This is a genomic window from Kitasatospora sp. NPDC088391, assembly GCF_044753345.1.
In the GTDB taxonomy this organism is placed as follows: domain Bacteria; phylum Actinomycetota; class Actinomycetes; order Streptomycetales; family Streptomycetaceae; genus Kitasatospora.
In genome coordinates this window covers 260,481-287,253 of sequence record NZ_JBIVNB010000002.1, presented here as the reverse complement: position 1 = coordinate 287,253, position 26,773 = coordinate 260,481, and the positions used below count along the sequence as shown (strand labels likewise).

General features: G+C 75.6%; 10 protein-coding genes. 1 reads left to right on the top strand and 9 read right to left on the bottom strand.

Annotated features, from left to right (window positions below):
- Positions 1–58: 58 nt before the first annotated feature.
- From ACIQBJ_RS05780 to ACIQBJ_RS05750, 7 genes are all read right to left on the bottom strand, one after another.
- Positions 59–13,714: a toxin glutamine deamidase domain-containing protein gene (locus ACIQBJ_RS05780; RefSeq protein ID WP_400704109.1), complete on the bottom strand. Its 13,656-nt coding sequence runs from the start codon at positions 13,712–13,714 to the stop codon at positions 59–61.
- 4 nt (positions 13,715–13,718) lie between these two features.
- Positions 13,719–14,723, bottom strand: a complete 1,005-nt coding sequence (locus ACIQBJ_RS05775; protein WP_400704106.1) for a hypothetical protein — start codon at positions 14,721–14,723, stop codon at positions 13,719–13,721.
- A gap of 41 nt (positions 14,724–14,764) precedes the next feature.
- Positions 14,765–17,059 (bottom strand): hypothetical protein, encoded by a 2,295-nt coding sequence (locus tag ACIQBJ_RS05770; RefSeq protein ID WP_400704103.1) that lies wholly within the window; start codon positions 17,057–17,059, stop codon positions 14,765–14,767.
- A 123-nt stretch (positions 17,060–17,182) separates the two neighbouring features.
- A complete protein-coding gene (locus tag ACIQBJ_RS05765) occupies positions 17,183–17,803 on the bottom strand; it encodes a WXG100 family type VII secretion target (RefSeq protein ID WP_400704100.1) in 621 nt (206 codons plus the stop codon).
- Positions 17,804–18,190: 387 nt separating this feature from the next.
- A complete protein-coding gene (locus tag ACIQBJ_RS05760) occupies positions 18,191–20,335 on the bottom strand; it encodes a WD40 repeat domain-containing protein (RefSeq protein ID WP_400704097.1) in 2,145 nt (714 codons plus the stop codon).
- 177 nt (positions 20,336–20,512) lie between these two features.
- Entirely contained in the window at positions 20,513–21,070 is a 558-nt protein-coding gene (locus tag ACIQBJ_RS05755; protein WP_400704094.1) for a GNAT family N-acetyltransferase, read from the bottom strand.
- Positions 21,071–21,367: 297 nt separating this feature from the next.
- Positions 21,368–22,261 (bottom strand): LysR family transcriptional regulator, encoded by an 894-nt coding sequence (locus tag ACIQBJ_RS05750; RefSeq protein WP_400704092.1) that lies wholly within the window; start codon positions 22,259–22,261, stop codon positions 21,368–21,370.
- 152 nt (positions 22,262–22,413) lie between these two features.
- Here ACIQBJ_RS05750 and ACIQBJ_RS05745 point away from each other — a divergent pair, with 152 nt between their 5' ends.
- Entirely contained in the window at positions 22,414–23,424 is a 1,011-nt protein-coding gene (locus ACIQBJ_RS05745) for an NADP-dependent oxidoreductase (RefSeq protein ID WP_400704090.1), read from the top strand.
- 35 nt (positions 23,425–23,459) lie between these two features.
- On the opposite strand, the gene ACIQBJ_RS05740 is transcribed toward ACIQBJ_RS05745, so the two are convergent.
- Both ACIQBJ_RS05740 and ACIQBJ_RS05735 read right to left on the bottom strand, forming a co-directional pair.
- Positions 23,460–25,739, bottom strand: coding sequence for a DEAD/DEAH box helicase (locus ACIQBJ_RS05740; protein ID WP_400704089.1), 2,280 nt, complete (start codon positions 25,737–25,739; stop codon positions 23,460–23,462).
- A 215-nt stretch (positions 25,740–25,954) separates the two neighbouring features.
- Complete coding sequence (locus ACIQBJ_RS05735) at positions 25,955–26,707, bottom strand: MBL fold metallo-hydrolase (RefSeq protein WP_400704088.1); 753 nt, start codon at positions 26,705–26,707, stop codon at positions 25,955–25,957.
- Between the last annotated feature and the right edge of the window lie 66 nt (positions 26,708–26,773).

Genomic DNA, 26,773 nt, shown 5'->3' with positions numbered 1-26,773 from the left:
CCGGTGGCGCGGGCGGGGTACCCGTTCCGCGCCACCGGGGCGGTGCTCCGCCGGGGCGTCAGGCGGCTCCTTCCGGAGCGCCGCCGGACAGGCCGGCGACGAAGGCGGCCAGGGCGCCCGCCCGGACGGCCGAGGGGTCGGGCTTCGGGGCCGGGGCGGTCTCCACCTCCGGGGCCGCCGTCTCCTCGGTCGCCGGGGCGGTCGGGGATTCCGGCGCCGGGGACGGGGCCTGACGGAGCGTCAGTTCGCGTTCGCCGCCCGGGCGGGCGGTGACGCGGTAGTCCCAGTCGTCGGGGCCGGTCAGCCGGACGGTGACCTCGCCGGGGCGGTTGCCGCCGCCGAGGTAGACCTCGCCCTCGATCCGGCGGATCTGCTCGGCCGGGTCGGTGCCGTCGAGGTCGAAGGACCGGATGACCGGCAGCCCGGGGCCCTCGCCCGCCACGGTGAGGTGGAGCTGTCCGGAGGCCGGGAGGTGCAGCGGTCCGACGGCGTCCGCGGCGGTGGCCATCGCGGCGGTGACCAGTTCGCTGGCGGGCCCCCGGTCGGTCCAGGCGGCCCGGTGCACCTGCCGGGTCTCGTGCGCGGGCCAGTCCGCCTTCGCCCCGGCGGCCAGGTCGTCGAGGGTGACGGGGCCCTGCCCGGCGCGCTGCCCGAGGAAGTCGAGCACCTTGCGGGCGTCCGCGGCGGGCACCGGGGTGCCCTCGGGGGTGCCGAGCAGCTTGCCGAGCAGGGCGTTGGCCCTGTCGGAGCCGCCGCCGGAGAGTTCGACCAGCCGGTGGGCGGCCTCGATCCGGGCCCGTCCGCTTTCCGTGACGGCGGTGAACTCCCGTCCGTAGACGGCCTGTCCGAGCCGGACGGTGCCGCTCAGCTGCTCGCGTTCGGCGGGCGTCCGGGCGGTGTGGTCGTACGGGGTGCCGTCGCCGTCCAGGACCCGGTGGACGTCGTCGAGCAGCCGGGCGTCCTCGCCGAAGCGCAGTTCGCCGGTGCGCCGTTCGCCGCTGAAGGCGAGGTAGTGGTCGCCGGGGACGTTCGAGCCGGTGGTCTCGGCGAGCGGGATGTCGACGGTGAAGGGGACGATGCCCTTCTCCTTGACGGGGGTGCGGTCGTTGTCGAACAGCGTCACCTCGACCTCGGCGGCGCCGTGGTAGCGGGCCATCGGGACGGCGAACTTGCCGTTCGAGACGATCTGCCCGGCGTCGGTGTGGCTGCCGCCCTCGCGCCAGATCCGCTGCGCGCCGCCGGTGAGCGCCGGGTTGTTGCTGACGTCGCCGGTGATCCGGGCGCCGACCTGGCCCTGCGCGCCCGCGTTCCGGGAGGACAGGTCGGCGTGCGCGGTGCCGGAACTGCTGGCGTTGGCGGGGCTGAACTCGACGGCCTTGTCGTCGGTCCGGTGCTCCAGCTCGACCACCTTGACCCCGACCTCGACGCCCTTGCCGCCGCCGAGCCCGATCCGCTTGGTGGGGACGGTCGCCGCCACCTCGGCGCCCTGGGTGGCGGTGCCGAACAGCGCGGAGAGGTGGCTGTGCGTGGTGACGGTCCCGACGACCGGCGCCATCTCCTTCCAGTCGGACTTGCCGAAGTACTGCTCGCCGCGCAGCCGGACCAGGTCCTGCACGCCGCCGACGTCGCCGAGGAAGCGCAGCACGTCGGTGTCGCGCAGGCCGCTCTCCCAGACCCGCTCGGGCGGGACGGGGACGCTGACCGGCTCCGGGGACTTCGCCGGGACGGTCCGGGGCGGGGCCGCGTCACCGGCTCCGGTCCGGACGGGCACCGTCTCGCCGGTCTCCACGATGGTCTCGAAGCCGACGGCCGCGGTGCGGCGCTGCGCCACCGACGCGCCGACCCAGGGCCGCCGCTCGATGGTGAACTGCAGCTCCGCCTCGCCCCGGTAGGCGCTGCCGGGCAGCTTGGCCTTGGTCGCGGCGCCCGCCGAGGTGCTGGTGCTGCGGACGTCGGCGTGGTCGTGCCCGCCGCCGCCGGTGCCGGTCAGCCCGGCCGTCACCGACACGGGCGTGCCCGCGATCGGCGCGGCGCCGGTGACGCCCAGCAGGCCCTGGTGCGAGGTGCCGGTGCCGTCGGCCTGCTGGAAGGTCCGCTGGACGTCGTTGCCGGTGTTGAACTCGGTGGTGCCGGAGTCGCCGAGGTGCTCCATCCGGTCGCGCAGCACCGCGCCGACCCGGACGGTGGTCCGGCCGTGCCGGACCACGATCTCGTCGCCCGCCGTCATGCCCTTCAGCCGGGACTGCAGCCGGTCCGGGGTCAGTTCGGCGTCCAGCTTCTCCCGGATGCCGGACCAGTCGGAGCCGAACGGGTTGCGCTCCAACTTCGTTCCACTGGAGGGCTGTTCGGACTTCCTCCCGCCCGACGTGGGCTTCCAGCCGGACTCGACCTGGGCGAGCAGCGACTCGCCGAGGGTCGGCCGGGGCCCGTCCGCCGCCCCGCCCCTGCCGGGCAGCGCGTGCACGTCGGTGACGATCGCCGAGGAGTCCAGCCGGCGGCCGTCGACGAAGCCCTTGGGCTGCTTCCCGGTGGTCCGCTCGACCGGCCCGGCGGCCGGTTCGGCGTCCCGCGTCGGCACCGCGACCCGGGCCACCGCCTCGACCGGCTGCGCGAACGAACCGTCCGACACGTTCAGCCGCTTGAACTTCACCGACACGTCGTAGACCGCGTCCACGTCGAAGAACGCGGCGGGCTCGACGTGCTTGCCGCGGTTCGAGGTGGAGCCGATCGTCTCCACGTTCTGCCCGTAGCTGCGGTCCATCCGGTGGGTGTAGCCGCCGGAGACCGCGAGCACGGGCGTGCGCGCGTTGAACCGGCCGCCGCCGTCCAGCCGGTCCCGGCGGTCGCGGACGCCGCCCTGGCCGCTGGAGGTGCGGGTGCCGGACTCGAACTCGTACTTGTCGGCCTTCGAGTGGTAGGTCGCCTCGCCCACCCGGGCGGTGACGGTCACCTCGGCCTTCCAGGTCGCGCCCGAGATCGTCTCGGTGACCTTCCCGCCGCGGGTGAGCTGCGACAGTTGGGTCTTCATCGCGATCCGGTCGAAGGTCCCGTCGATCTTCTGCCGCATCTCGTCCGACGGCTTGCCGTACTTCTTCTCGATCGCCTCCGACACCACCGTGCGGACCCGGTCGCCGCCGCTCAGGCTGTGCACCACGTACGAGGCGTTCAGCTCGTGCTGCTCGCGCATCCGGCGCGGCGCCAGGTGCGGGGCCGCCGGGCGTTCGGCCTCGGTGCCCTTGCGGCCCTCGGCCGGCGGCTCCTGCCGGGTCAGCTCGATCCCGTCCCGGCCCTCGCCGGAGGGGCGGGAGGAGGTCTCCCCGGACGGACGCGGCGACTCGGCCGGCGGCTTGAACGCGACCGTGCCGTCCTCGCCGCGCGGCGCCTGCGCCTTGACGGTGTCCCGGGCGTCCAGGCCCACCTCGATCCGGACCGGCGCGGTCGCGTCCGGACGCGCCCCGGCCGCCTCGCCGGGGCGCCCGAAGTGCAGGTCCACGGCCAGCTCCGCGCCGTAGATCACCTGCGGCGCACTGTACTTGCCGTTGGCGTACACCCGGTCGGCCCGGCGGCCCTGGCCGCCCGCCCGCTCGCGCCGCTGCCCGGACCCGGTGGCCAGCAGGTCACCGCCGGGCGCGCCCTTGACGACCGCGCCGCCCAACTGGCCGTTGCCCGCGACCGTGCGGGACAGCAGCGAGCGGTCGACCGTGAACGCGCCGGTCTCGTTCAGGGTGTTCAGCTCGGCCTTGCCGTCCTCCCGGCGGTACGTCATCTCCCGCACCCGGGCGGTGGCCCGCACCACCAGGTCCTCGTGCCCCGGCACCTTGATCTCCAGGGCCTCGCCCCGGGTCATCCCGGTCAGCCGCGCCGCCAGGTTCGGCTGGCTGAACCCGCGCAGCACCTGCTCGCGCACCGCGTCCCAGTCGTCGCCGAACTTCGCCCGCCCCTGCCGGTCCACGGCCTCGCGCAGCGCCTTCGTCGACTCCAGGTCGCGCACGACGACGGTCTCGCCCAGGCCGCCCCGGTCGTTGCCGCCGTGCCACACCGACTCCGGCGGAGCGGTGACCTCGTGGGTCTGCGGCTCCTGCGGCGTCTTCCCGACCTCGGACTTGGCGCCCTCCGCCTCGGACTTGACGGTCTCGGGCTGCGGCGTGGCGGTCTCGGGCTCGGCCTTGGCGGCCGGGGCGGTGGTGTCGGCGCGGTCGACCAGCAGGCGGACGTCCGCCTCGCCCGCCGGGTGGCTGTCGGCCTTGCCGTTGAAGGACATCTCGAAGTGCACCGGGCCGTCGTACCGCACGCCGGGCACCTTGGACTTGCTGGTCAACTGGGCGACCCGGCTGTCGCCGGTGATCTCGATCCGGTCCCGGCCGAGCCGTCCCGCGCCGCCCGTGGTGATCAGCGCGCTGCCCGGCTTGAGCACGTTCGCCAGGCCGAACTGGCCCGCGTTGCCCCGGCTCTGCGCCGAACTGCGGACCTGCTGCACGGTGGTGCCGATGTTGAACTCGGTCTCCTTGGTGGTGCCGCTCTGCTTCAACTCCCCGACCCGGGCCTTGATTTCGAGCGTGCCGAGGCTCTTGCCGCGCCGGTCGGTGAGCGTGACCGAGACCGGCTCGCCGGCCGTCATCGACTTCAGGTCACGCTGCAGGCGGCCGAAGTCGACCTCCGCGAGGACCTTCTCGCGCATCGCCGGCCAGTTCGACCCGAACTCCTGCTTCGCCGCCGCCTCGACGTGGTCGAGCAGCGCCTCCACCGGCCGGTGGTCGTCCGCCGTGCCGCGCGGGGCCAGGTCCAGCACGATCTCCTGACCGCCGACCCGGCCGTCCAACAGCCGCTGCGGAGGCGTCCGCTGCTCGCCCGGCCCGGTCTCCGCTCCCTTCGGGACGGCCACGGTCAGGCCGAGGTCCACCTCCTCGGTCCGGGCGCTGCCGGTCCGCACCGGCTCGCCGTCGTGCCGGAGGTCGCCGAAGTCCAGCTCCAGCCGCATCGTCGACTCGAACACGTCGGCGGGCTCGGAGGTCTTCGACCGGGCCACCATGCCGCCCAGGTCGAGACTGACCTCGCCCTGCCCCCGGTCGTGGAAGTACGCCACCAGCTCGGCCGGTTCGGTCACCCCCGCCGACTGCCGGGCCTGCACGCCGATGTTGTACTGCCACTGCGAGTCCCGGGTGTTGCCGACCGCCACCGTCCGGTCCGCGCCGTTCTCGAACTCGATCTTGTCGGTCCGCAGGTGCTTCGTCCCGATCACCTCGCCGCGCAGCGTGACGCTGCCGCTCCAGTCCCCGTGCTCGAACGTGGCCTTCCAGGTCTCCCCGCGCGAGAGCGCCCCCAGCATCGGACGCAGCGTGGCGGGCCCGAAGTGTGCGTCCGCGAAGGCCCGCGCCGCGGCCCGGTCCCCCGGAACGGCGTTCGCCAGCACGTCGACGACCCGCTGCCGGACCGCCACCTCGTTCGCCGTCAGACCGACCAGCAGGTCCGTCCCCGCGATCGGCCGCGGACCGGACGGCGGCACCGCCTTCGCCTCCGGCGCGGGCTTCTGCTCCGGTGCGGGCTTCTGCTCCGGCTCCTGCTTGGCGCCCTCCGCCTCGGACTTGACGCCCTCGGACTCCGGCGGGGCGGCGGGCTTCTGCTCGGACTTGGTCTCGGACTTGGTCTCGGACTTGGTCTCGGGCGCCTTCGTCTCGTCCTTGGTCTCCGGCGCGGGCTTCTGTTCGGACTTCACCTCCGGCTGCTGGTGCGCCGGCGCCGGGGCGGTGCCCTCGTGGGTCACGGGCGGCGGCGGGACGGAGCCGTCGTAGTGGTCGCCCTGGTGGTAGACGGTGACCTGGCGGCCGTCCTCGGGCCCGAAGACCGCGCGCGGGATGCCGTCGTGGCCGAGCACCCGCAGGCGCAGGCCGAGCGCGTGGGCGGCGGCCGCCGGGAGCATCTCGCCCTCCGTGGTCCGCCAACGGCCTTCCCAGTTGCGGACGGTGTCCATCAGGGCGGCCCGCTCACGCGCCGAGGGCGGCGGGGCGTTGTCGGTCAGGTGCTCGGTGACGATGTTGCGGAGCTGCGCGGGCGGGAGCTGCGCGAACGCGCCGCGCGCGTCCGGGGGCAGGTAGCCGAGCAGTTCCTCACTACCGAGGTTCCCCCGCAGGATGCGGTTGTTGCGGTAGTTGGCGACTACCTCGGACGGCCACGCCTCCGGCGGCAACTCACGGAAGTACGACTCGACGGCGGACTGCAACCGCCGCGCCGGAGCACCCGCACCGTGCGCCCCGGCCAGACCGGGCACACTGACGTCCAGCGAGTGGAGCAGGCACAGGCCGTCACCGGTCACCTTGACCAACGGCCCGGGCGGCGGGAACTCCCGTACGGCGTCCGAGAGATCGGGCTTCGGAGCAGCCACCTCCGAGTGCGCCTCGACATGCGAGGACGACGACTCCGGCTCCTTGTGGGAAGGCTGCGGCTCGGCGTGGGACGGCTGAGCTTCCACATGCGCAGGCTGCGGCTCGACGTGGGAAGACTGCCCCTCGACATGCGACGGCTGCGGCTCCACATGCGACGGCTGCGCCTCGACGTGCGAGGACTGCCCCTCGACATGCGACGGCTGCGGCTCCACATGCGACGGCTGCGCCTCGGCGTGGGAAGACTGGCCCTCGACATGCGAAGGCTGCGGCTCGGCGTGGGAAGACTGGCCCTCGACATGCGAAGGCTGCGGCTCGACGCGGGGAGACTGCCCCTCGACGTGCGAGGACTGGCCCTCGACGTGCGAGGGCTGCGGCTCGACGTGTGCCGGGGACTGGGTGTGGGTGCCCAGTTCGGGTGGGGCGGAGGAGGCGCGGGGGCGGTTGCCGAAGCCGTCGATGTCCATCGGCTCGGCGGTGTCGTCCTTGGGGGTGTGCCCGGGGCCGGTGGTGAAGGTGGAGTAGTGCTCCATGAAGGCCGGGTCGTGGGCGCCGGAGATGTTGTTCTCGTGGGGGTCGGCGACGGAGGCCCAGACGGTCCAGTCGTTGCCGAAGTGTTCGGGCATGGTGCTGCCGTTGGCGGGGCTGACCTTGCGGTCCGTCAGGTCGGCCCAGCGGAGGGTGCCGTCGCGGTCGTGGACCAGGGCGACGGCGTGGCCGTCGCCGTGGGCGCCGGTGCCGAGGACGGTGGCGAAGGTGCCGGGGCCGCCCTCCTTCACCTTGTCCATCAACTTCTGTACGGCGGCGGGGCCTTCGCCGAACCGGGCCGGGCCGTCGTGGCGCTTCCAGAGGGTGTTGCCGGGGATCGGTTCGACGTTGCCGTGCACGGTCTGGCCGGAGACCCGGGGGCGCCCGAAGTGGGTGTCGCGGTACGCCTCGACGTTCTCCAGGCAGGCGTTCAGGTCGTCGCCGCGCTGGAAGTTCTCGCCGGGACGGACCGGTGCCTCGTGCGGATTGACCTTCTGGAGCAGCGAGTTGCTCATCGGCGGGTGCACCTTGGGCTCGCCGCCGAGGTAGTCGACCAGTTTGCCGGTCAGCTCGTGCTCGGGGCCGATCCGCCGGTAGCCGCGGTCCTGCATCACGGCGTCGGTGTTCTCGTACGCGGGGGTGCGCTGCCGCTTCGCCGCGGGCGCGTCCTCGTCGCGCACGGCGGTGGGTTCGTCGTCCTCGCGGCCGCGCTTGCGGCTGTTGGCGGCGGGCGCGGGCGTGTCCGCGTCCCGCATGACGGTGTCCTCGTCGTCGTCCCGGCCGCGCTTGCGGCTGGTGGGGGCCGGCGGTTCCTCGCGCACGGCGGTGGGCTCGTCGTCCTCGCGGCCGCGCTTGCGGCTGCCGCCGGTCGGCGTGTCCTCCCGCATGACGGTGTCGCCGTCCCGGTCGGTGGTGTGCTCGGTCGGCGGGGTGTGCGGCTGTCCGGTGCCGGGCGCGTGGTCGGTGCCGGGCGCGTGACCGGTGGTGCTGCCGAAGCCGTGGCCACCGGTGCCCGGGGTGTTGGCGGGCGGCGGGGCGGGGGCGTTCAGGTCGAGGTCGTCCATCCGGCGGCGGACGTGGCGGATCGGGCCGTCGGTGCTGCTGTCGCTGTCGGAGTCGTCCTGTTCCCGGGGGCGCTTGCGCTCGGGGCGCCCGGTGTCGGCCGTCCCGTCGTGCATCTGCACGTCCTGGTCGGTGGCGGGCCGGTCGGCGTCGTCCATCACCGTGTCGGTGTCCCGGGCGGGGGCCTGGACCCGGTCGGGCTGGTAGTGGCCCTCGGTGCCGAGGCGGTTCAGCTGGTCGTCCGTCAGTTTGCTGCCGTCGGCGCGGTTGGCGAACTCGCCGGAGGAGCTGACGGGCACCCGGTCGGCGTGCGGGGCGGGGAGGCCGAGGTCGTCGACGATGATCCGGGAGCTGGCGCTGAGCTTGTCGTCGGCGCGCAACTGTTCCAGGTCGCCCTGGGTCTTGGGGGTCATCACGTCGCGCAGCTCGGGCGGCACCAGGCCGTTGGCCTCCAGGCTGCGGACGGCCTGGAGCAGGTCGGCGGTGTGCGGGGAGTACAGCACCTCGGGCGGGAGCTGGTCGTGGGCGACGGCGGTGAGCAGGTCGGGGTCGCGGACCAGGTGCGGGTCCAGGAAGTTCTGGATCCACTTGTTGACCATCTCGTCGCCGAACCGCAGGTTGGAGCCGCTGTTGGAGAGGCCGGCGGTGATCTGCTCGACCAGCGCGGGCACGTCCTCGACCTTGGCGGTCAGCGCCTGGTCGAACTTGGCGGCGGGGTGGTTCTCGCCCGCCGCGCCGTCGCGGGCGTACGCGCCGCCGTGCTGCTGGCCGACGAACTCGAGGTCGACGGTGCCCCAGGCGACCCGGGCGGCGGTGGTCTTCTCGGCGGCCTTGGGCTTGGTGATGCCGGCCAGTTCGTCCTTGTTGACGGCTTCGACGCGCCGCTGGATGTCCCGGTAGACGGTCAGGTCGTGGTCGGCGTTGACCACGTTGGCCCGGGCGGTGGCCAGCTTGTCGCGGGCCTTGCCGGCGGCCTCGTCGGCGCTCTTCAGGGCGGCGGCGTCCTTCTTCGCCGTCTCCTTCTTGGCCTTGTCGCCCTTGTCCGCGTCGGCCGCGGCGGCGGAGGCGTCGGCCTTCTGCTGGGCGGCGGCGAGGTCGGTGTCGGCCTTCTGGGACGCCAGTTCGGCGGCGTCCCGCTTGTCCTTGCTGGTCTCCAGGGCCTTCTCGGCCCGGTCGACGTCCTTGCCGGCCTGGTTCACCGGGCGCTTGGTGCCGTCCTTGACCGGGTCGGCCATGGACTTGATCCGCTGCTCGATCTCGCGCTTGCGGACGTCCGGGCGCTCGTCGCGGAGCTGCTTCTCCGTCGCGGCGAGCCGGTCCGGGGTGACCTGCTCGGGGTGCTGCCGCAGGTCGGCGGCCAGGTCGCGGAGCGCCTTCGGGTCGCCGCCGTTCTTGTCGTAGCGGGTGGCCAGGTCGTCGAGCCGACCGGCCAGCTTCTCCCGTCCGGCGGGGGTGTGGGTGCCACCGCCGCCCTTGGCCGCGGTGTCCAGCGCGGCCGCGGTGTCGTCCAGCAGGCGCGGGCCGATGACGCCGTTGACCAGGGCCAGGTCCTCGACCGCCTGCTGCTTGACCTTCTGCTCCAGCGTCGCCATCCCGGCGTGCACGTCGGCGAGTTGGGACGGGGTGGGGTGGTCGGGATGCAGTGCGTCGACCTTGGCGGCCAGCTCGTCCAGTTCCTTGCGGACGGGAACGTCCAGGCCGTTGCGGCCGAGTTCGCGCTCCAGGTTCGCCCGGGCCTCGTCGGCGGTGCGGCGGTCGGCGACACCGGCGGGGTCGAACGCACCGGGCAGCCGGTCGTTGCCGTAGGTGGTCCGCAGGTCGACGTCGTGCTCGGTCATCGCCAGGTCGCGGCGGGCCAGCGCCGCCTCCTCCGGACCGCCCGCGTGCAGCCGGTCCTCGGCCTTGCGCCCGAACCCGTCGTAGATCCGGTGCCGGTCGGGGGCCATCACCGAGACGAAGTCGCCGAACGCCTCGGAGGCGGCCCGGTGGCTTTCGCCGTCCATCGCCCGGGCCTTGAACACGGCAGCCGTCACGTACTTGTGCACCATGTAGTCGGCGATGACGTGGTTGCGGTTGATCTTGGCGTCGGCGAGCTTGACCTCGTGGTTCTTCATCCGGACCACGGTCTTCTCGGCGTGCGGCTCCTGGCTCATCACGCCGTGCTCGGAGTGGCCGAACGCCGTGCGGTAGTCGTCCTCGAACTTCTTCCACGCCTCCTTGCCGACCGGCTCGGGCACGCTCTTGCGCCCGCCGCCGGCCGCCGCCGGAGGGGCCGGCTGCTTGACCGCGGCCTCGGCCTTGGCGAGGTCCTGCTCGCGCTGCTCGCGGTCGGCCTTCAGCTCGTCGCGGCGGGCCTTCAGGTCCCTGATCCGGTCGTCGTGCACGGTGGACGCGCTCTTGCCCGCGTCCGTCCGGTTCTGCTCGGCCTGGTCGAGGAGTTCCTGGTTGCGGACCTCCTCGGCCTTGATCCGCTCGATGCTGCCGGGCAGCACCCGGGTCTCGGCCTCCTGCCGGGCCCGGGTCTGGGCGGCGGTCGGCTTCTCCTGCTGCGCGTGCTCGAAGATCGCCATCCGGTCGCGCTGCTCCTGCAGCCGCTCCCGGGAGGCGGTCAACTGCTCCCGCTCGGCGCGGAGTTCGGCCTGCCGGTCCGGGGTGTGCTGGTTGTTGCCCAACTCCCGTTCCACCCCTGCGATCCGGTCGTCGACCCGCTCGATCGCCTTGGGCAGCTCGTCGCCGCTGCGCGCGAGCACGTCGACGTGCTGGCGCTTCTGGTTGCGGTACTGGGCGAGGATGGCGGCGGTGTCGCCGTCCTCCAGCGCGGCCCGGTCGTAGCCCTCCAGGTTCTCCCGGACCTGCTTGAACTCCTGCGAGCCGCCGAGGAAGTGCTCGATCGTGTCGAAGGTCTTCTTGCCGTCGATCTTGTGCTCGTAGCCGCCGCCCGCCTTGGCCGGGGCCGAACTGCCGGACGCCGCGTGCTGGTTGGCGTGCGAGGCGGACGTGGACGGGGACGGCTGGGGGCTGGTGGTGCCGAAGCCGCGGCGCGGGCCGGCGGTACCGAAACCGCGCTGCGCCGGGGCCGGGGGCGGGGTGGCGGTGCCGGTGTCGCGGCCCGCGCCCGGGCGGATGGTGCCGCCCGCCGGGCCCGCGCCGTCGCCCGGCCGGACCGGGCCGGTCCGCGGCGTGTCCCGCACCTGGTGCGGAACGTTCGCCCCCGCGGACGGGCGGCCGCCGCCACCGTGCCCGATCGCGCCGCCACCGCCCACCGGGCCGGGCGTGAAGCCGCCCGCCATCGGGTTCTGCACGGGCGCCGAGGACGGCGCCCCGTCCGCGAGCCCGTCCGGGACCAGCTGCGGCGGCACGCCCTCCGGCGCGCTGCGCACCGGGGCGGGCCCGGCCGAGAGGCGGGTGCCGCCGTCCAGGTGGGTGCCGCCACCGGCGGTCGCCCCGGCCAGCTGCCCGGCACTGCCGAACACCCCCGAGAGGTTCGGCGTCGCCGTCCCCCGGGAGGGCTGCGCCGACGTGTCCGGGGTCGGCGAACTCTCGTGCGCACCACCGGTGTTGACGGCCTGCACCGGCTCGGTGCGCGGCGCGGACGTCGTGCCGCCCTCGTGGGCCGGCGGCGTGGGCTGGTGGGTCGGGGCCGCCGAAGTCTCGTGCCCGGCGGGCGGGTTGTGCGCGGCGGCGGCAGGCTGCTCGTGACGCGGGGCCGGTGCCGGGGCCTCGTGGACCTGCGCGGCGGGCTGCTCGGTGCGCGGCGCGGCCGTCGTGGTGCTGTCGTGCGGCTGCATCGGCTCCTGCCGCGGAACCTGCTCGTGCACCTGCTCCGGACGCGGCGCGACCGTGGTGGTGTCGTGCGGCTGCACGGTCTCGTGCCGCGGCGCGGGGGCCTGCTCGTGAATCTGCGCGGCGGGCTGCTCGTGGCGCGGCGCGGGCTCGTTGACCTGCGCGGGCTCGTGGCGCGGGGCCTGCTCGTGGATCTGCGCGGCGGGCTGCTCGGAGCGCGGCGCGACGGTGGTGGTGTCGTGCGGCTGCGCGGGCTCGTGGCGCGGGGCCGGAGTCTCGTGGACCTGCGCGGCGGGCTGCTCGTGGCGCGGGGCCTGCTCGTGCGCCGGGGCCGTGACCGGTTCGGTGCGCGGCGTGCTGGTGGTGGTGTCGTGCGCGAGGGGGGCCTGTTCGTGGCGTCCGGCCTGCTCGTGCACCGGGGCGGCGGGCTGCTCGGAACGCGGGGCGGTGGCGGGCTGCTCCGAGCGCGGCGCGGCCGAGGTCTCGTGCGTGGCCGGCGCGGACTCCTGACGCGGCGTCGACTCGTGCACCGGGGCGGTGGGCTGCTCGGAACGCGGGGCGGTGGCGGGCTGCTCGGAACGCGGCGCGGCCGAGGTCTCGTGGGTCTGCGCCGGGACGTGCGGCTGCTGCTCGGCGCGCGGGGCGGCCGAGGTCTCCGTGCGGCCCGCCTCCTGGCGCGGCGGCGCGGATTCGTGGGTCGGCGCGGGCGCGGACGTCTCGTGCGTGCTCGGGGTGCTGTGCCCGGCCCCGGACGTCGAGGTCTCGGGGCGGGGCGAGCCGCCGCCGAACGGGGTGAGGCCGTTCGGCTTCGCGCCGCCGGAGCCGGAGCCGCCCGGGTCGTGCGAGGTGCCGCCCGTCCCGAGGTCGCCACGGCTGCCCGCGCCCGAACCCGCCGAACCCGAACCCGAACCCGAGCCCGCCGAGCCGCTGTCGCCCGAGGGGCCGTGGTACGAGCCGGCGCCGGAGGCCGCGGAGGTGTCGGGCTTGTTGAAGGTGGGCGTGCCGCCGCCGTGTTCGCCGGCGGTGCCGCCGGCCGGGATGTCGAGCTTCGGGGGTTCGGCGGCCTTGGGGGTGTTGAAGTGGCCCTTGGCGGCGGAGGCCCCGGCGTGCAGGCCCGCGCCCGCCCCGCCGGAGAGGCCGGAGCCGAGCAGCGAGTCGCCGTCGACCTTGCCGGTGGTGATCAGCTGGGTGGAGACGTCCGCGCCGACGCCGACGGCCGCGCCGGAGGCCATCTTGCCCGCGGTGGTGTTGAGCGCGCCCTCGGCGCCGAGCTTCTTGCCGCCGGCGCCGATGCCCTTGCCGAGCAGGTGGGCGGACGCGCCGCCGACCGCGCCGCCGAGGACGTTCTGGCCGAGTTCCTTGCCGTCGATGCTCTTGCGGTGGCCCTCGGCCACCTCGATGCCCTGGGCCAGCAGGTTGATCGCACCCATCTGGGCGGCCTGCTTGGCCGCCATCATGAGGGTCTCCTTGAGCAGGGTCTTCAGCAGCTGCGAGACCACCACCCGGCTGGCCGCGATCATCGCCGGGACCTGGATCAGCGAGGCGCCCGCAGTGAACGGGGCCTCGGCCTCGGCGGTGGCCAACTCGAAGGCCAGGATGCCGAGTTGTGCGATGATCTGGATCTTGGCGGTCTCCGCGGAGTTGGCGACCTGCTCCAGCATGTCGCCCATGCCGTTGAGCGCGTTGACCGCGCCGGGGAGGTAGCCGGGGTCCTGTTCGGTGCCCTTGCCGACCGAGTACTTCTCCCAGTACTTGCCCAACGCCTCGGCCGCGACGCCCTGTTGGCCCTCCAGCGCGCGTTTGACCGCGTTGTCGGCGCCCTGCGCGGCGTCCTTCAGACCGTCCGCCGTCTTCCGGCAGTGCTCGGCCATGTCGCGCAGCTGGTCCTCGTCCGCCTCCGGCCACCGGGTGCCGGCGAGCAGGAGGAGGACCCACTGGAGCGGCTCCGGGAGTTCGACAGCCATGGGGTCAGTGCCTTCCGCTCTGGGTGGTCCGCGGGGTCATCGGGACGTGCACGGGGGTGGTGGGCATCGCGGGCGAGGCGGGCATCGCCACCGCGTCGGTCTCGATGCCGGCGAGTTCGGCGACGACCCCGCCGTCGGCGTTCTCGTAGCCGGCGGCCATCGCCTTCAGGCCGTCGGCGATGCCCTTGAGGGCGTCCGGGAGTCCCTTGAGGACGTCCAGGGTGTCCTTGCTGTACTTCAGGTAGCCCTTCTCGCCCTCGGCGAACTTCTTGCCCGACTCGTCGTTGCCCCAGGGGTTCTGGGCCTCCATCGAGGGCAGGAAGGCGCTCAGCGAGCGGTAGAGGTTGGCGACCTGCTCGGACGCGGCGAGCATCGGCGACACCGCGGACTGGTACTGCGCGGGGTCGACCTGGAAGCCCTTCCCGGCGTTGCCGGAGGCGCCGTCGGCGCGCCGCTTGGTCGCCTCGGTCCGGGCGGTGGGCTTCGCGGCGTCCCGCCGGACGGCCTCGGTCCGCTGCAGCGGCTGGGCGAGGTCACGGCCGCGCTCCGCCTGCAGGGGCTCGGCGAGGTCCCGGGCCCGCAGCGGCGTGGTCTCCGTCGGCATCGCCCGCTCGAAGGGCTGCAGCGGTGTCGTCTCCACCGGCCGGGCCCGTTCGAAGGGCTGCAACGGCGTGGTCTCCACCGGCGTGGCCCGATCGAAGGGCTGCAGCGGCACGCCCTCGTGGGCGGGGGTCAGCCGGTCCGTCGGCCGGAGCAGTTCGCCCTCCTGGGTGGGCAGCAGCCGGTGCGCGGCCTGCAGGGGTTCGGCCTGCTGCGCGGGGAACACCTGGTGGGCGGCCTCCAACGGGGCGTCGGCCTCCCTGGCCTGCACCCGCTGCATCGGCTCCAGCGGGACGCTCTCCTGCTGGACGGTGCCGACCCGGAAGTGCGTGGGCGCAAGTGGCTCCTCCGGCAACTCCCGGGCGACGTGCGCGGGTTCGGTGTACCAGACCTGCTCGTCGTTGCTCATGGTGGTCCTTCGTCAGTGCGGCGGTCGACGGGCGGGCGCGGTCAGTCGGCGGCGGGCGCGGCGGCCAGCCGGGACAGGGCGGCGCGCAGGAACGGGCTGGGCACCTGGTAGCCGCCCTCCTCGCGGAGCGGGGCGCGCTGCGGCGCGGCGGCCGCGTCCCCGGCGGCGGCCGAAGCCGTTCCCGAAGCGGTGGCACCGGCCGTGGCACCGGCCGTGGCACCGGCCGTGGCGTCGGGCGCGTCCGGGTGGCCGCGGCGGGCGGCGGCGCTGCGCGAGCGCTCCAGGTAGGCGTCGTCGGTGCTCTCCGCCGGTGCGGTGGCGGTCTCCTGACGGGTAGTCAGGTCGACGGCGGGGGCGGTCGTCGGGTCCGGCGCGGGGACGCCGTCCGGGGCCGTGTCGCCGGTGGCCGCGCCGCCGCCGAGCAGGACGCCGGCCAGCTGGCTGAGCGCCTCCTGCTCGCTGGCGGGACCGGCCGGGGCGGTGGGGGCCGGGGCGGGCTCGGGGAGGGTGAAGGTGCCGTCGGCGCGGGCGTCGTCCAGCCAGCGGCGGCGGGCGCGCTGCCAGTGGCGGTCGCGCGGGTCGACCTCGCCGGCCTGGCCGAGGATGCCGGCGTCGCCCAGCAGCTCCTCGTCCTCCTCGCCCTCCTCGCCGAAGCGGGTGGGGCTGAGGAAGCGGTTGCCGGCCCGGCCCTCCTTGCCGCCGCGGCCGCCGCCGTGGGCGCCGCCCATGCCGGGGCCGTGACCGCCGGCCGCGCCGGGGGTGCCGGCCGCGCCGGCCGAGCCGCCGCGGCCGGAGGTGCCGCCCGCGCCGAGGACGCCCGCCCCGGCCCTGCCGACCGCCGATCCGGCCCCGGACATGCCGTTCGCGGAGGCGCCGAGGCCGCCGCCGGCCCGGGAGGCCAGCGAGCTGCCCGCGCCGAGGCCGCTGCCGCCCGCGCCGCCGCGCAGCCCGGCTCCGCCCATCGCGCCGCCGCCGGGGCGGGCCGAGCCGCCGCCGACGACGCCGCTGCGGGCGGAGCTGCCGCCCGGGCCGCCGAGGCCGAACGGGCTGCTGCCGGTGCTGCCGAAGGGGCTGAGGCCGCCGCGTCCGGTGAGGCCGCCGGTGCTGGGGCGGCCGGTGCTGCCGCCCGGGCCGCCGAGGTTGCCGATGTTGGCCAGCGGGTTGCCGAGGTTGAAGGGGGCGGTGCTGCCGCCGGGCCCGCCGAGGTTGCCGGTGCCGCCCATGCCGGGGCCGGGGTTGAGGTTGAACGGCGTCGGGGACATCGTGGCGCCGGGACCGCCGGGACCGCCGAGGTCGCCGAGTCCGGCCAGGCCGAGCGAGCCCGAACCGGGGCTGAAGCTCGGCGGGGTGAACGTCGGCATGCTGCCGCCCGTGTTGCCCCCCGGGCCGCCGAAGCTCGGCATGTTCGGGGCGGGCATGCTGAACGGCGCCAGGCCGTTGCCGCCGCCCGCACCGCCACCGCCCGCGCCGCCGCCGGGAGTTCCGCCGGTTCCGCCGAACGCGCCCGAACCGCCGGGACCGGTGGACAGGTTGAAGGGAGTGGGCGAGGCGGGTCCGCCGTTGGCGCCGCCGAGCGCGGTCGAACCGTCCGGCGGGGTGGGCAGGTTGAAGGGGGTCGGCGTGCCGGTGCTGCCGGGCCCGCCGGTGCCGTCGGGCCCGCCGACGACGGTTCCGTCGGGGGCGAGCATCCCGTTCGGGAGGGTGCGGGTGCGGTCGGTGGCGCTCATCGTGCCGCCCGTCCCGGTGCCGCCCGAACCGCCGTTCCCGCCCGAGCCGTTGAGGGCGCAGGTCTGGCCCATGCCGGTCATGGTGGTGATGTGGTCGGCGCTCTGCCGGAGCATGCCGTCGACGCCGTTGCCGACCTGGCCGATGTACTGGTGGTAGACCTCGGCGGCCTGCTTGATGCCTTCGGACTGGGCGATGTCGTCGTGCTTGCCCGCCGGGTTCTGCTCCATGTACTCCTTGGCGTACTGGAGTTCGCGGACCATCTCGTTCTTGGTGCCGGTGACGGCCTGCGAGGCGCCGTGCAGCGAGTTGGCGACGGTGAAGCCGGACTGCAGGGTGGTGGCGACGTGCGAGCCGTCGCCGCCCGCGAACTTCTCCAGGTACTGCTGGAAGCTCTCGGCGGCGGGGCCGGACATGTTGCCCATCGCACGCTGGGCGGCGTCGGCGATCCCCCGGATGTGGGTGTCGGCGATCTGGTTCCACTTGTCCCAGGCCGCGCCGAGTTCGGCGAGCAGTTCCTCGTCGCCGTCGGGGAAGGCGATGTCCGCGCCGTGCTCGTTGCTCTGGACGGTCTTCAGTACCTCGGCGAGGTCGGCGGGCAGCTCGATCATGGCGGGAGGCTCTCCGGGAGGGCGATCGGGTACGGAGCGTGGACCGGCGGGAGCCGGCGCGGGCCGCGAACGGCCTGGGGAAGGATGCGAGGTGACGGCCCGTCGGCAAGGCGACGGACGAGGTCAGACCATGCGGGGTCCGGCGCCGCCGCCGTGGTTCAGCCGCTCGACCAGCGGGTTGCCGTGGTTGTACTCGAGGTCGGGCGCGTCCGGGTCGTGGTAGCCGCCGCCGGGGTTGGTGGTGCCGATCGTCACGACCGGGGCGGGCGGGGGCAGCGGCGGGTCGTCGCCGGTGACGACCTGGCCGGGCGCCGCGTCCGGCCGGGTGAGCGGGGTGGCGGGGACGGATTCGACGGTGCCGATCCGCAGGCCGGCCAGGTTCGGGTCGGCGGGCATCGCCCCGGTGTCGGTGATCCGGCCGAGTTCGGCGGCGCGCGCCTCGTCGTTGGACCGGTGGCTGTCGGCCATGGTCTTGAGGTTCTGGCCCATCGCGGTGGCGTTCTGGATCAGGGTGCGGATGCCCGCGAGCACCTGCTCCTGGTGGTCAGCCAGCCCGCCGACCGAGGAGCCGCCGCCCTGCAGCGACTTGCCCAGCAGGTCCGTCCCGTAGACGGAGGCCCGCACCTGCTTGATCTTTGCCTCCAGTTGGTTCGCGGGGCCCTCCAGCTCGTCCAACAGGTCCATGATCAGTTTCGCCGCCGCGTCGACCTCGTCGAGGTCGATCCACACCGAGTCGCCCGCCACCCCGCACGCCCTCCCGCACTCTGCGCCGCCCCGGACCGGCCCGCTTCCGCGCAGGGCAGGTCCGACCGGTCCGTTCGCCGCCGCCGGACGGACCAGGTCACTGCCACTCTACGTCCGCGTGACCGCGCACGGCCAAGCCCGGACGGCCGTTCTGACATCTCGTCACTCTCCGGACGAGCTTCGCAGACGTGCGGGAACCGGCAAGGACCCGCAAGGTATGCAGTTGGTAAATTCACGGTGTGAATTACGGGGTGGATTTCCGGTGACCCGGCCCGGTCGCCCGTGACCGACCCGGTCGAGTGGTGAAGATTCGGTGAACCTCCGCATCCGACCGGGTCGTTCGGCGCCCGTGACGTGAGGCTGGTCACCACCGGGCCGGGCGCCCCGTCAGAGCGTGACGGCCCCGGCGGGGGTGACGATCCGCAGGCCCGCCGCGTCGAGTTCGATGGCGAGCGGGGTGCCGTCCAGCGCGGCCTCGTTGAGCAGGGTGGCGCTGCCCAGGTGCCAGAGCCGCAGCGTGCCGTCCGCGTCGCCCGCGGCGAGCAGCGCCTCGCCGTCGAACTCCCGTCCCACCACGGCCCGGACGGCCGCGCCGCCGCCGGTCAGCTCGGCGGTCCGGCCGCCGCTCTGGACGTCCCAGACCAGCACGGTGCCGTCGGCCGCGCCCGCGATCACCACGGGGCGGCCGCCGATCTCGGCGAAGGCCAGCACCTCGGCGGGGCGCGCCAGGCCGGTGCAGACCGGTCCGGCCGCGCCGCTGCCCGCGTGCCACAGCCGCACCGCGAGGTCCTCGCCGGCGGTGGCCAGCACCGGCTGCCCGCCCGCCGAGGTGGCGGCGAGCGCGGTGAACGGGCCCTGCCCGGTGCGGAACCGGCGGCTGTCGGCGCCGTCGGCCGCGCCCCGGACCGCGATCACGCCGTCGCGTCCGGCGGAGACCAGCAGCGGCTGCTCGCCGGCGGTGAAGGCCAGCCCGGTGACCGCCCCGGCGTGCGGGACGGGCAGCGGGAGCGCGGTGCCGTCCGCGAGCCGGTGGCTGCGCACCGCGCCGGTGGCGGTGCCGCTGACCAGCAGCGGGCCGCCGGGGCCGGCGGCGGTCAGGTCGAGGGTGTGCACGGGGCCGCCCTCGGCGGGCAGGTCGAGCAGCTGACGGCCGGTCGGCAGCTCCCAGACCGCGAGCGCGCCGTCGCCGAAGCCCGCCGCCAGCACCGGGGCGCCGTCCGCCTCCCCGGCGGCCAGCGCGGTGAGCGGGGTGCCGGGCCGCCCGGCGGGCACGCCCTCGGTGCGGGGCCGCCCGGTGGCGGTCTCCCAGGCGGTGATCCGGCCGGTCTCGTCGCCGGTGTACAGCAGGTCGCCGACGGCGGCCAGGCCGGTCAGCCACTCGCCGGCCGGCCAGCCGGTCAGCGGGCGGCCGTCGTAGACGTCCCAGGTGCGCAGGGTGCCGTCGAGCGCGGCGGAGGCCAGCACCGGGCGGTCGGCCAGGGTGGTGAAGGCCAGGCCGGTCACGGTGCCGGTGTGGCCGTCGAGTTCGGCGACGCTCTGGCCGGTGGCGAGGTCCCAGACCCGGATCCGGCGGTCCTGCCCGGCGGAGGCCAGCACGGCCTGGTTGTCGACGGTGAGCACGGCCAGCGCCAGCACCTCGCCGCGGTGGCCGACCAGCAGGTGCATCAGCTCGCCGGTGCCCGCGTCCCAGACCCGGACGGTGCCGTCGGGCGCGGCGGCGGCCAGCAGGTCGAGGCCGCCGCAGTGCGCGGCGCGCAGCGCGGTGGCGCCGTGGCCGCCGGTCGGCAGGGTGCCGAGCACCCGGCCGTCGTCGGCCCGGACGGCCCGCAGGTCACCGGACTGCCCGGCCGAGAACGCCACCGGGATGTCCCGGCAGACCAGCGCGGCGACGGCCTGCGCGCCCTCGCCGCCGGTGGTGCCGTGCAGCACCTCGCCGCTGGTGGCGTCCCAGACCTGGACGGCGCCGTCGGTGCCGCCGACCGCGAACAGCGAGCGCCCGGCGGCCTCGCCGAGCGCGACGGCGGTGGGCGCGAGCCCGGCGTCGGCGCCGGAGCCGCCGAGCGGGGCCGCGTCGTCCAGCGCGGTCAGGCCGAACGCGCCGTCCGGCTCGACCAGCGCGTAGGCGGCCCGGCCGGCGACGGTGCCGACCACGGCGGCGGTGCGGGCGGTGCCGGACACCGGGTCGGGGAGGGCGAGCGCGGCGGGCAGCACGGCCGCGGCGGACGGGTCGCCGAGCGCCAGTTCCAGCAGCGCGCCGAGCGCCGCGGCGGACGGCGGCACCGGCGCCCCGGTGCCGTCGGCCCACTGCCGGTCGGGCTGCCCGGGCTGGCCCTGGACGGTCAGCCGCCGCCCGGCGGCCGGGTCCTCGACGGGGGCGGGCGCGGGGCCGAGGCCGCCGAGCACCCGGCGGATCAGCGCGGGGTCGATCCGGCCGGTGCGCTCCCGGCCGTCCCGGGTGGCGCGGAACGCGCCGTCGGCGGTGATCAGCAGCTCACCGCGGGCTCCGTCGTCCAGTCGTACGCTTCCTGACATGTCGTCACTCCTGCTTCGGGTGCGGGGAGGTGGGAGCCTCGGGGGGTTCGGCGGGGTCGCTCGTCGAGGTCCGCCCGGCCCTCGGGGCCGTCGCGGTCCTCGGTGTCGTTCTCGGTCTTCGGTGTCGTTCTCGGTCTTCGGGTTCTTCGGGGTCGTTGCCGGTCTTCGGGGCGGTCGTCAGCAGAGGTCTTCGGGCACGAGGGTGGCGTGCACGGCGTCGTGCAGCCGGTGGGTGCGGGAGCTGCGGAAGGCGCCCGGGCGGTAGCCGGCCCGGCGGAAGCCGATCGCGGCGCCCATCAGCTGGCTGGGCATGTTGTCGGCGGCGGCGTAGGCGTCGATCCGTTCCAGGCCGAGGCGTTCGAAGCCGAACCGGCAGACCAGGCGGAGCGCGGCCTTGGCGGTGCGCAGGCGGCGGTGCTCGGGCAGCAGCCAGACCGCGACCTCGGCGCGCGCGGCGGCGGGGTCGATGTTCACCAGCTCGGCCCAGCCGACGGGTTCCCCGGTTCCGGGGGGCGCGTCGGGGGCGGCCGCGGCCTCGACGGTGAAGTAGGCGGCCCGGCCGGTCCGCCAGAGCAGCGGGGGGACCTCGGCCAGCCAGCGTTCGGCGGCTGCGGTGTCCCGGTGCGGGACGACGGCCTGCAGGAACTCCCGGACCAGCGGGTCGTGGGTGCCGCGGTGCACCAGGGCGGCGTCCGCGGGGCACGGTCTACGCAGGACCAGCCCGTCGGCCGCCATCGGTCCGTCCTGAACTCCGGCGAGTGCCCTCACCGTTCCCCCCGTCGCCCTCCCGGGCTGCTCGGCAGCCTTCCGGCGTACCCTCCCCCGGGTGTCGACCGTCAGTCAAGTCAACCCCTTGCGCTCGGCGTTTGCGCACGTCAGCAGGACGTTAGTGGAACGTGAGCGCCGCCTTCCACACTGATTGCGGGGTTCGTCACTCCTTGTCCCGCCGCCCACCCTGCCCACTTGATCTCTCCCGGGCCGGGCGCCCCCGCTACGGGCGGCGGGACTCAACCCCCCTTCTTCGCCTTCCCGTCACCGCCCGTCCACCGCGATCGCGCCGTCGGGCAGCGGGACGGCGCGCAGCGTGCGGATCAGCGCGCGGACGGCCGCGGTCCTGGCCAGTTCGGGCGTGGTGACGTAGCCGACCTGCCGCGACGGGCGGTCCGGTCCGAGGTCGCTGACGGCGAGTCCGTCCGGCAGCCGGTCCAGGCTGAGCCGGGGCATGATCGCCATGCCGAGGCCGCGGGCTGCCATCGAGAGCACCACGGTGTCGTCGGAGACGTTGATGGTCGCGGGCGGTATCCAGTCCTGGCGGCGCCACCAGTCGGCCGTGTAGGAGCCGCAGTTCTCGTCCCAGTCGACCAGCGGCAGGCTGCGCGGGTCCGGGTGCCCCTGCCGGTGGGCGAGGGCGTACTCCTCGCGGTACAGCGGGGCGGCGACCAGGCCGGGCGGGACGGGGCCCAGGGTGGCCAGCGCGAGGTCGGCCCGGCCGTCGGCGACCTCCCCGGCGGTGCCCCGCCCGAGGTCCCGGACCACCCGGACCTGCGGCTCCAACTCGGGGTGCTCCGCGGCGAGTCGGGCCAGTACGGCGGGCAGCACCTGGACGGCGGCGCTGCGGAAGGCGACGATCCGCAGCGGTCCGCTCGGCCGCTCCGGGGCCTGCGGCCGGGCCTCGGCGGGCAGCGCGGCCAGCAGGCGCAGGATCCGCCGGGCGTGCCCGGCCACCCGCTCCCCCGCCGCGGTCGGCACCGCCCCGCGCCGCCCCCGCTCGAACAGCACCGCGCCGAGTTTGCGCTCGCAGCCGCGCACGGCGTGCGAGACCGCCGACTGGGTCAGCCCGAGCCGCCCGGCCGCCGCCGTGAACCCGCCGCTGTCCGCGACCGCCACCAGGATCCGCAGCTCCTGCGGGAGCAGTTCGTCCGCCATCGGACCAGCCTAGCCCCTGCCATGAACGGCGTTCATGGAACGGGGGCTGCCATCGACGACGGGGGCTGCCGGGCGGCGGCCCCGCTCCGTAGCGTTTCCCCACGTCACCCCCTTCCTCCTTGCTCCCTCCTCTCGAAACGGAGTGCTCCGCCATGCCCCGTACCGCCACCCGGTCCGCCCGCGCCGTCCACCAGGTCGCCCGCCCGGACGGGCTGCCCACCGCCGAGCTGTTCGCCTTCGTCGAGGACGAGCTGCCGCCGCTGACCGAGGGCGCGGCGCTGGTCGAGAACGCCTTCCTCTCGGTGGACCCGTACATGCTCGGGTCGATGGCGGGCGGCCCGGACGGCTACGGGCTGCACGCACCGCTGGAGGGGCGGGCGGTGGGGCGGGTGGTGGAGTCGCGCAGTGCGGCGCTGCCGGTCGGGACGCCGGTGATCCACCGCCAGGGGTGGCGCACCCACGCGGTGGTGGCGCCGGAGCAGGTCCGGGTGCTGCCGGACCCGGCGGGGGTGCCGTTGAGCGCGCACCTGGGCGTCCTCGGCGGCACCGGCCTGTCCGCGTACGTCGGCCTGACCCGGGTCGCGGCGCTGAAGCCCGGCGAGGACCTGTTCGTCTCGGCGGCGGCCGGCGGCGTCGGCACCGCGGCCGGCCAGCTGGCCCGGCTGCTCGGCGCCCGCCGGGTGGTCGGCTCGGCCGGCAGCCCCGCCAAGACCGCTTTCCTGACCGGGGAGTTGGGCTTCGACGCGGCCTTCGACCACCACGACGGGCCGGTGGCCGAGCTGCTCGCGCAGGCCGCGCCGGACGGCATCGACGTGTACCTGGACAACGTCGGCGGCGAGCACCTGGCGGCGGCGATCGGCGCGATGCGCGACTTCGGCCGGATCGCCTGGTGCGGCGCGATCGCCCAGTACGGGGCCGCGACGCCGCCCGCCGCCCCGCACAACCTGTTCGAACTGGTCGGCCGGAGCATCCGGCTGGAGGGCTTCCTGGTCCGCCACCACCTGGACGCCCAGCAGGAGTTGTACGACCTGCTGATCCCCGGGCTGCGCTCCGGCCGGGTGCTCGCCGCCGAGACGGTGCTGGACGGCTTCGACCGGACGGTGGACGCCTTCCTCGGCGTGCTGGCCGGTGCCAACACCGGCAAGATGCTGGTCCGCCTGTGAGCGGCGGGAGTTGACGGTCAGTCAGGAGCCGGGGATCAGCCGGCCGCCAGCCGGAGCTGCTCCTCGGCCACGATCCGGGCGGCCAGCGCCCGGTCGGAGCCGTCCACGGCCTCCGGCGTGTTCTCCGCGAGTTCGCTGCGCCGGGCGTAGCCGTCGAACAACTCGGCCTTGCGGCGCAGCAGTTCGACCAGGCCGCGGTCAACGCTGTCGGTGCCGAGCAGCCGGTGCACCCGGACCCTGCGGAGCTGGCCCATCCGCTGGGCGCGGGCCACCGCCTGGTCCTCCAGGGTCGGTTTGAGCTGCGGTTCGCACAGCAGCACCACGTTGGCGGCCTGCAGGTTGAGGCCGGTGCCGCCGGACTGGATCTGGCAGAGCAGCACGGCGTGCCCGGCGGTGGCGGTGAACGCGTCGACCAGGCGCTGCCGTTCCTCGATGTCGAGGCCGCCCTCGACGGTCCCGGCGACGGCCGGGCCGAGCGCGCCGGCGACGGCGGCCAGCACCTCCCGGAAGTACGAGAAGACCACCACCTTGTGCCCGCTCTCGGCGGCCTCGCCGACCAGTTCGCGCAGGCGGCGCAGCTTGGCGGAGTGCGCCGGGTCGGCCCAGGCGGCGCGGCGCATCGCCATGAAGTTGCCCTCGGCGACGGCCGCGGCGTAGGCGGCGCGGTCCGGGCCGGAGAGGTCGGTCCACTCGTCCACCCGCACCACGTCCGGGAGTTCGGTCAGCACGTCCTGCTGGTTGCGGCGCAGGTAGCCGGGGGCGACCGCGCGGCGGAACGCGCGCGGGCCCAATGCGCCGATCGTGGTGGGGAGTTCGGCGAGCAGTTCGGGCTGGAGGTGGCCGATCAGGGTGCGGAACTCCTCGACCCGGTTCTCCATCGGGGTGCCGGTGAGGAACAGCGCGTACGGGGTGCGGGCGGCGAACGCGGCCACCAGGCGGGTGCGCAGCGCGGCCGGGTTCTTGACGAAGTGCGCCTCGTCGACGACCAGGGCGGCGACGGGCTGTTCGGGCAGCGTCCGCAGCGACTCGTAGGTGGCGACCAGCACCCCGCCCTCGGCCTCCCAGCGTTCCCGGGCGGCCTCCCGGCCGGGGCCGTGGTAGCGGTGCGCGGCCAGCGTGGTGCGGGCGGCGGTCTCCCGCTGCCAGTTGACCAGCACGGAGGCCGGGCAGACCACCAGGAAGCGGGCCTCCCCGTTCTCGGCGGGCGGCGCGGCGGCGGGGCCCTCGGCGCCCTCCCCGGCCCCGGCGGCGGCCCGTTCGGCGAGGTGGGCGAGGACGGCGAGGGCCTGGACGGTCTTGCCGAGGCCCATCTCGTCGCCGAGCACGACCCGGCGGCGGGCCAGTGCGAAGCGGGCGCCGAACGCCTGGTAGCCGCGGAGCGAGACGGTGCAGCGGCGTTCGTCCAGCGGCTGGGCGCGGACCGCCTCGGCGAGCGGGTCGGGGAGGTGGCCCTCGGCGGCGGGGCGGCCGCCGCGGGTGGTGGGGCCGGTGAGGCGGCCGTCCTCGGCGAGCAGGGCGAGTTCGGCGTAGAAGTCGGCGGGGGCGTGCTCGAACGCCACCCAGCTCTCGACCCGGTCGGCGGCCGGGCGGAGCAGGTCGGCGCCGGCCTGGGCGATCCGCAGCGGCAGCCCGTCCGCCTCCGCGGCCCCGACCTGTTCGGCCACCGACTCGACGGCGGCCCGGGCGAGTTCGCGGCGCTCGGCACCGGCCAGCAGGCCGCGCAGCCGGCCCCGGGCGGGGCGGGCGGCGGCCAGCGGCGCGGCCAGGCGGTCCGCGAACGCGGCGGCCTCGGCGACCGTCCGGCGGGCGGCGGGCCCGGCCTGCACCAGGTGGTGGACGGCGGCGAGCAGCGCGGTGGCGTCCTCGTCGGGGTGCGCGGGGTCGAGGCGGACGGCGGTGCCCTCCTCGACGGCCGCGGCGATGCCCGCGGCGGCGGCCAGCAGCCGGGTGGCGGCGGGGGCGGTGACGCCGGGGACGCGGAGCAGGTCCTGCCGGGTGCGGTCGTGCACGTCGGCGACCGTCCGGTACCCGGCGGCGGTGAGGGCGCCGACCTGCAGGCGGCCCTCGCTGACGTCCTTGAGCCGCTCGACCGGGATGGCCGCGAGTTCGGCCCGCACCAGGCGTCCGAAGACGGCCCGGTGCGCGACCGCCACCCGCTCGACGGCGGCCCCGTGGTCGGCGGCCAGCACCCGGGCCGCCCCGACCAGCCGCCCGGCCCGGCCGAGCACTTCCCGGACCTCCCGCGCACCGCGCCCCACCGGCCACCCCTCCCGCTCCACCACCACCCGCCCGTACGGCCCCATCGTCGCACCCACCACCGTCGCCCCGGGGCCGGGCAGGAGGGGCCGTTCGGTTCCGGCCGGTCCCGGGGGACGAACCGGTTCGGGCGGCAGGCGGTGGGGTGGACCGGGCGTCCGCAGCCTCCGCACGGAGTCCGCCCGCCCCTGGTGGTCATAGGTCTCGAACAGCACCTCCCCCGTCCCCGCGGCGCACCACTCGTCCAGGGACCGGTACTCCCCGACCGGGCAGGTCAGGCGAGTTCGAGGCGGTCGGCGAGGCCGGCGGCGGTGAAGGCGGCGAGCAGGGGTTCGCGGCCCTCGGTGAAGTGGGCCCAGCTGTCGAAGTGGACGGGGACGACGCGGCGGGCGCCGAGGAGGGCGGCGGCCTCGGCGGCGCGGGCGCTGTCGAGGGTGAGCAGGGCGTTGTCGAAGATGCCGGTGCGGGCGGCGCCGGCGAACAGGACGGCGGTGTCGACGGGGCCGAAGCGTTCGGCGATCCGCTCGACCACGGCGAGCGAGGCGTTGTCGCCGCTGACGTAGACCACGGGGAGGCCGTCGCCGGTGAGGACGAAGCCGATCACCTCGCCGACGACCGGCTCGCTGCCGTCCGGCCCGTGCTGGGCGGGGACGGCGGTGACGGTGACCGCGCCGCCGCCGGGGCGGTCCAGGTCGACGCTCTGCCAGGGGGCGAGGCCGCGCGCGGTGCCGCCGAGGCGTTCGGCGCCGCCCCGGGTGGTGAGGGTGAGCGGGACGTCGGCGAGCAGGGCCCGGCCGCTGCGGTCGAGGTTGTCGGGGTGCTCGTCGTGCGAGAGCAGGACGGCGTCGACCGGGGTGAGGGCGGCGGGGTCGACGGTGCCGGGGAGGGTCTTGGTGAGGAACCGGCCGTCGCCGCGCGGGTAGTCGCCGGGGGCGTCGAAGGTGGGGTCGGTGAGCAGGCGCAGGCCGCCGTACTCGATCAGGGCGGTGGGGCCTCCGAAGACCTGCACGGTGGGGACGGCGGACATGGCGCACCTCGCGATTCGACATTCCCTCACGGGAAAACTTCAACTTCTCCGTGAGAGAAATCTAGC

Bases quoted from the DNA above. Each gene is read 5' to 3' on its own strand.
- ACIQBJ_RS05780 (WP_400704109.1), bottom strand. From the start codon at position 13,714: ATGGCTGTCGAACTCCCGGAGCCGCTCCAGTGGGTCCTCCTCCTGCTC.
- ACIQBJ_RS05775 (WP_400704106.1), bottom strand. From the start codon at position 14,723: ATGAGCAACGACGAGCAGGTCTGGTACACCGAACCCGCGCACGTCGCC.
- ACIQBJ_RS05770 (WP_400704103.1), bottom strand. From the start codon at position 17,059: ATGATCGAGCTGCCCGCCGACCTCGCCGAGGTACTGAAGACCGTCCAG.
- ACIQBJ_RS05760 (WP_400704097.1), bottom strand. From the start codon at position 20,335: ATGTCAGGAAGCGTACGACTGGACGACGGAGCCCGCGGTGAGCTGCTG.
- ACIQBJ_RS05755 (WP_400704094.1), bottom strand. From the start codon at position 21,070: ATGGCGGCCGACGGGCTGGTCCTGCGTAGACCGTGCCCCGCGGACGCC.
- ACIQBJ_RS05750 (WP_400704092.1), bottom strand. From the start codon at position 22,261: ATGGCGGACGAACTGCTCCCGCAGGAGCTGCGGATCCTGGTGGCGGTC.
- ACIQBJ_RS05745 (WP_400704090.1), top strand. From the start codon at position 22,414: ATGCCCCGTACCGCCACCCGGTCCGCCCGCGCCGTCCACCAGGTCGCC.
- ACIQBJ_RS05735 (WP_400704088.1), bottom strand. From the start codon at position 26,707: ATGTCCGCCGTCCCCACCGTGCAGGTCTTCGGAGGCCCCACCGCCCTG.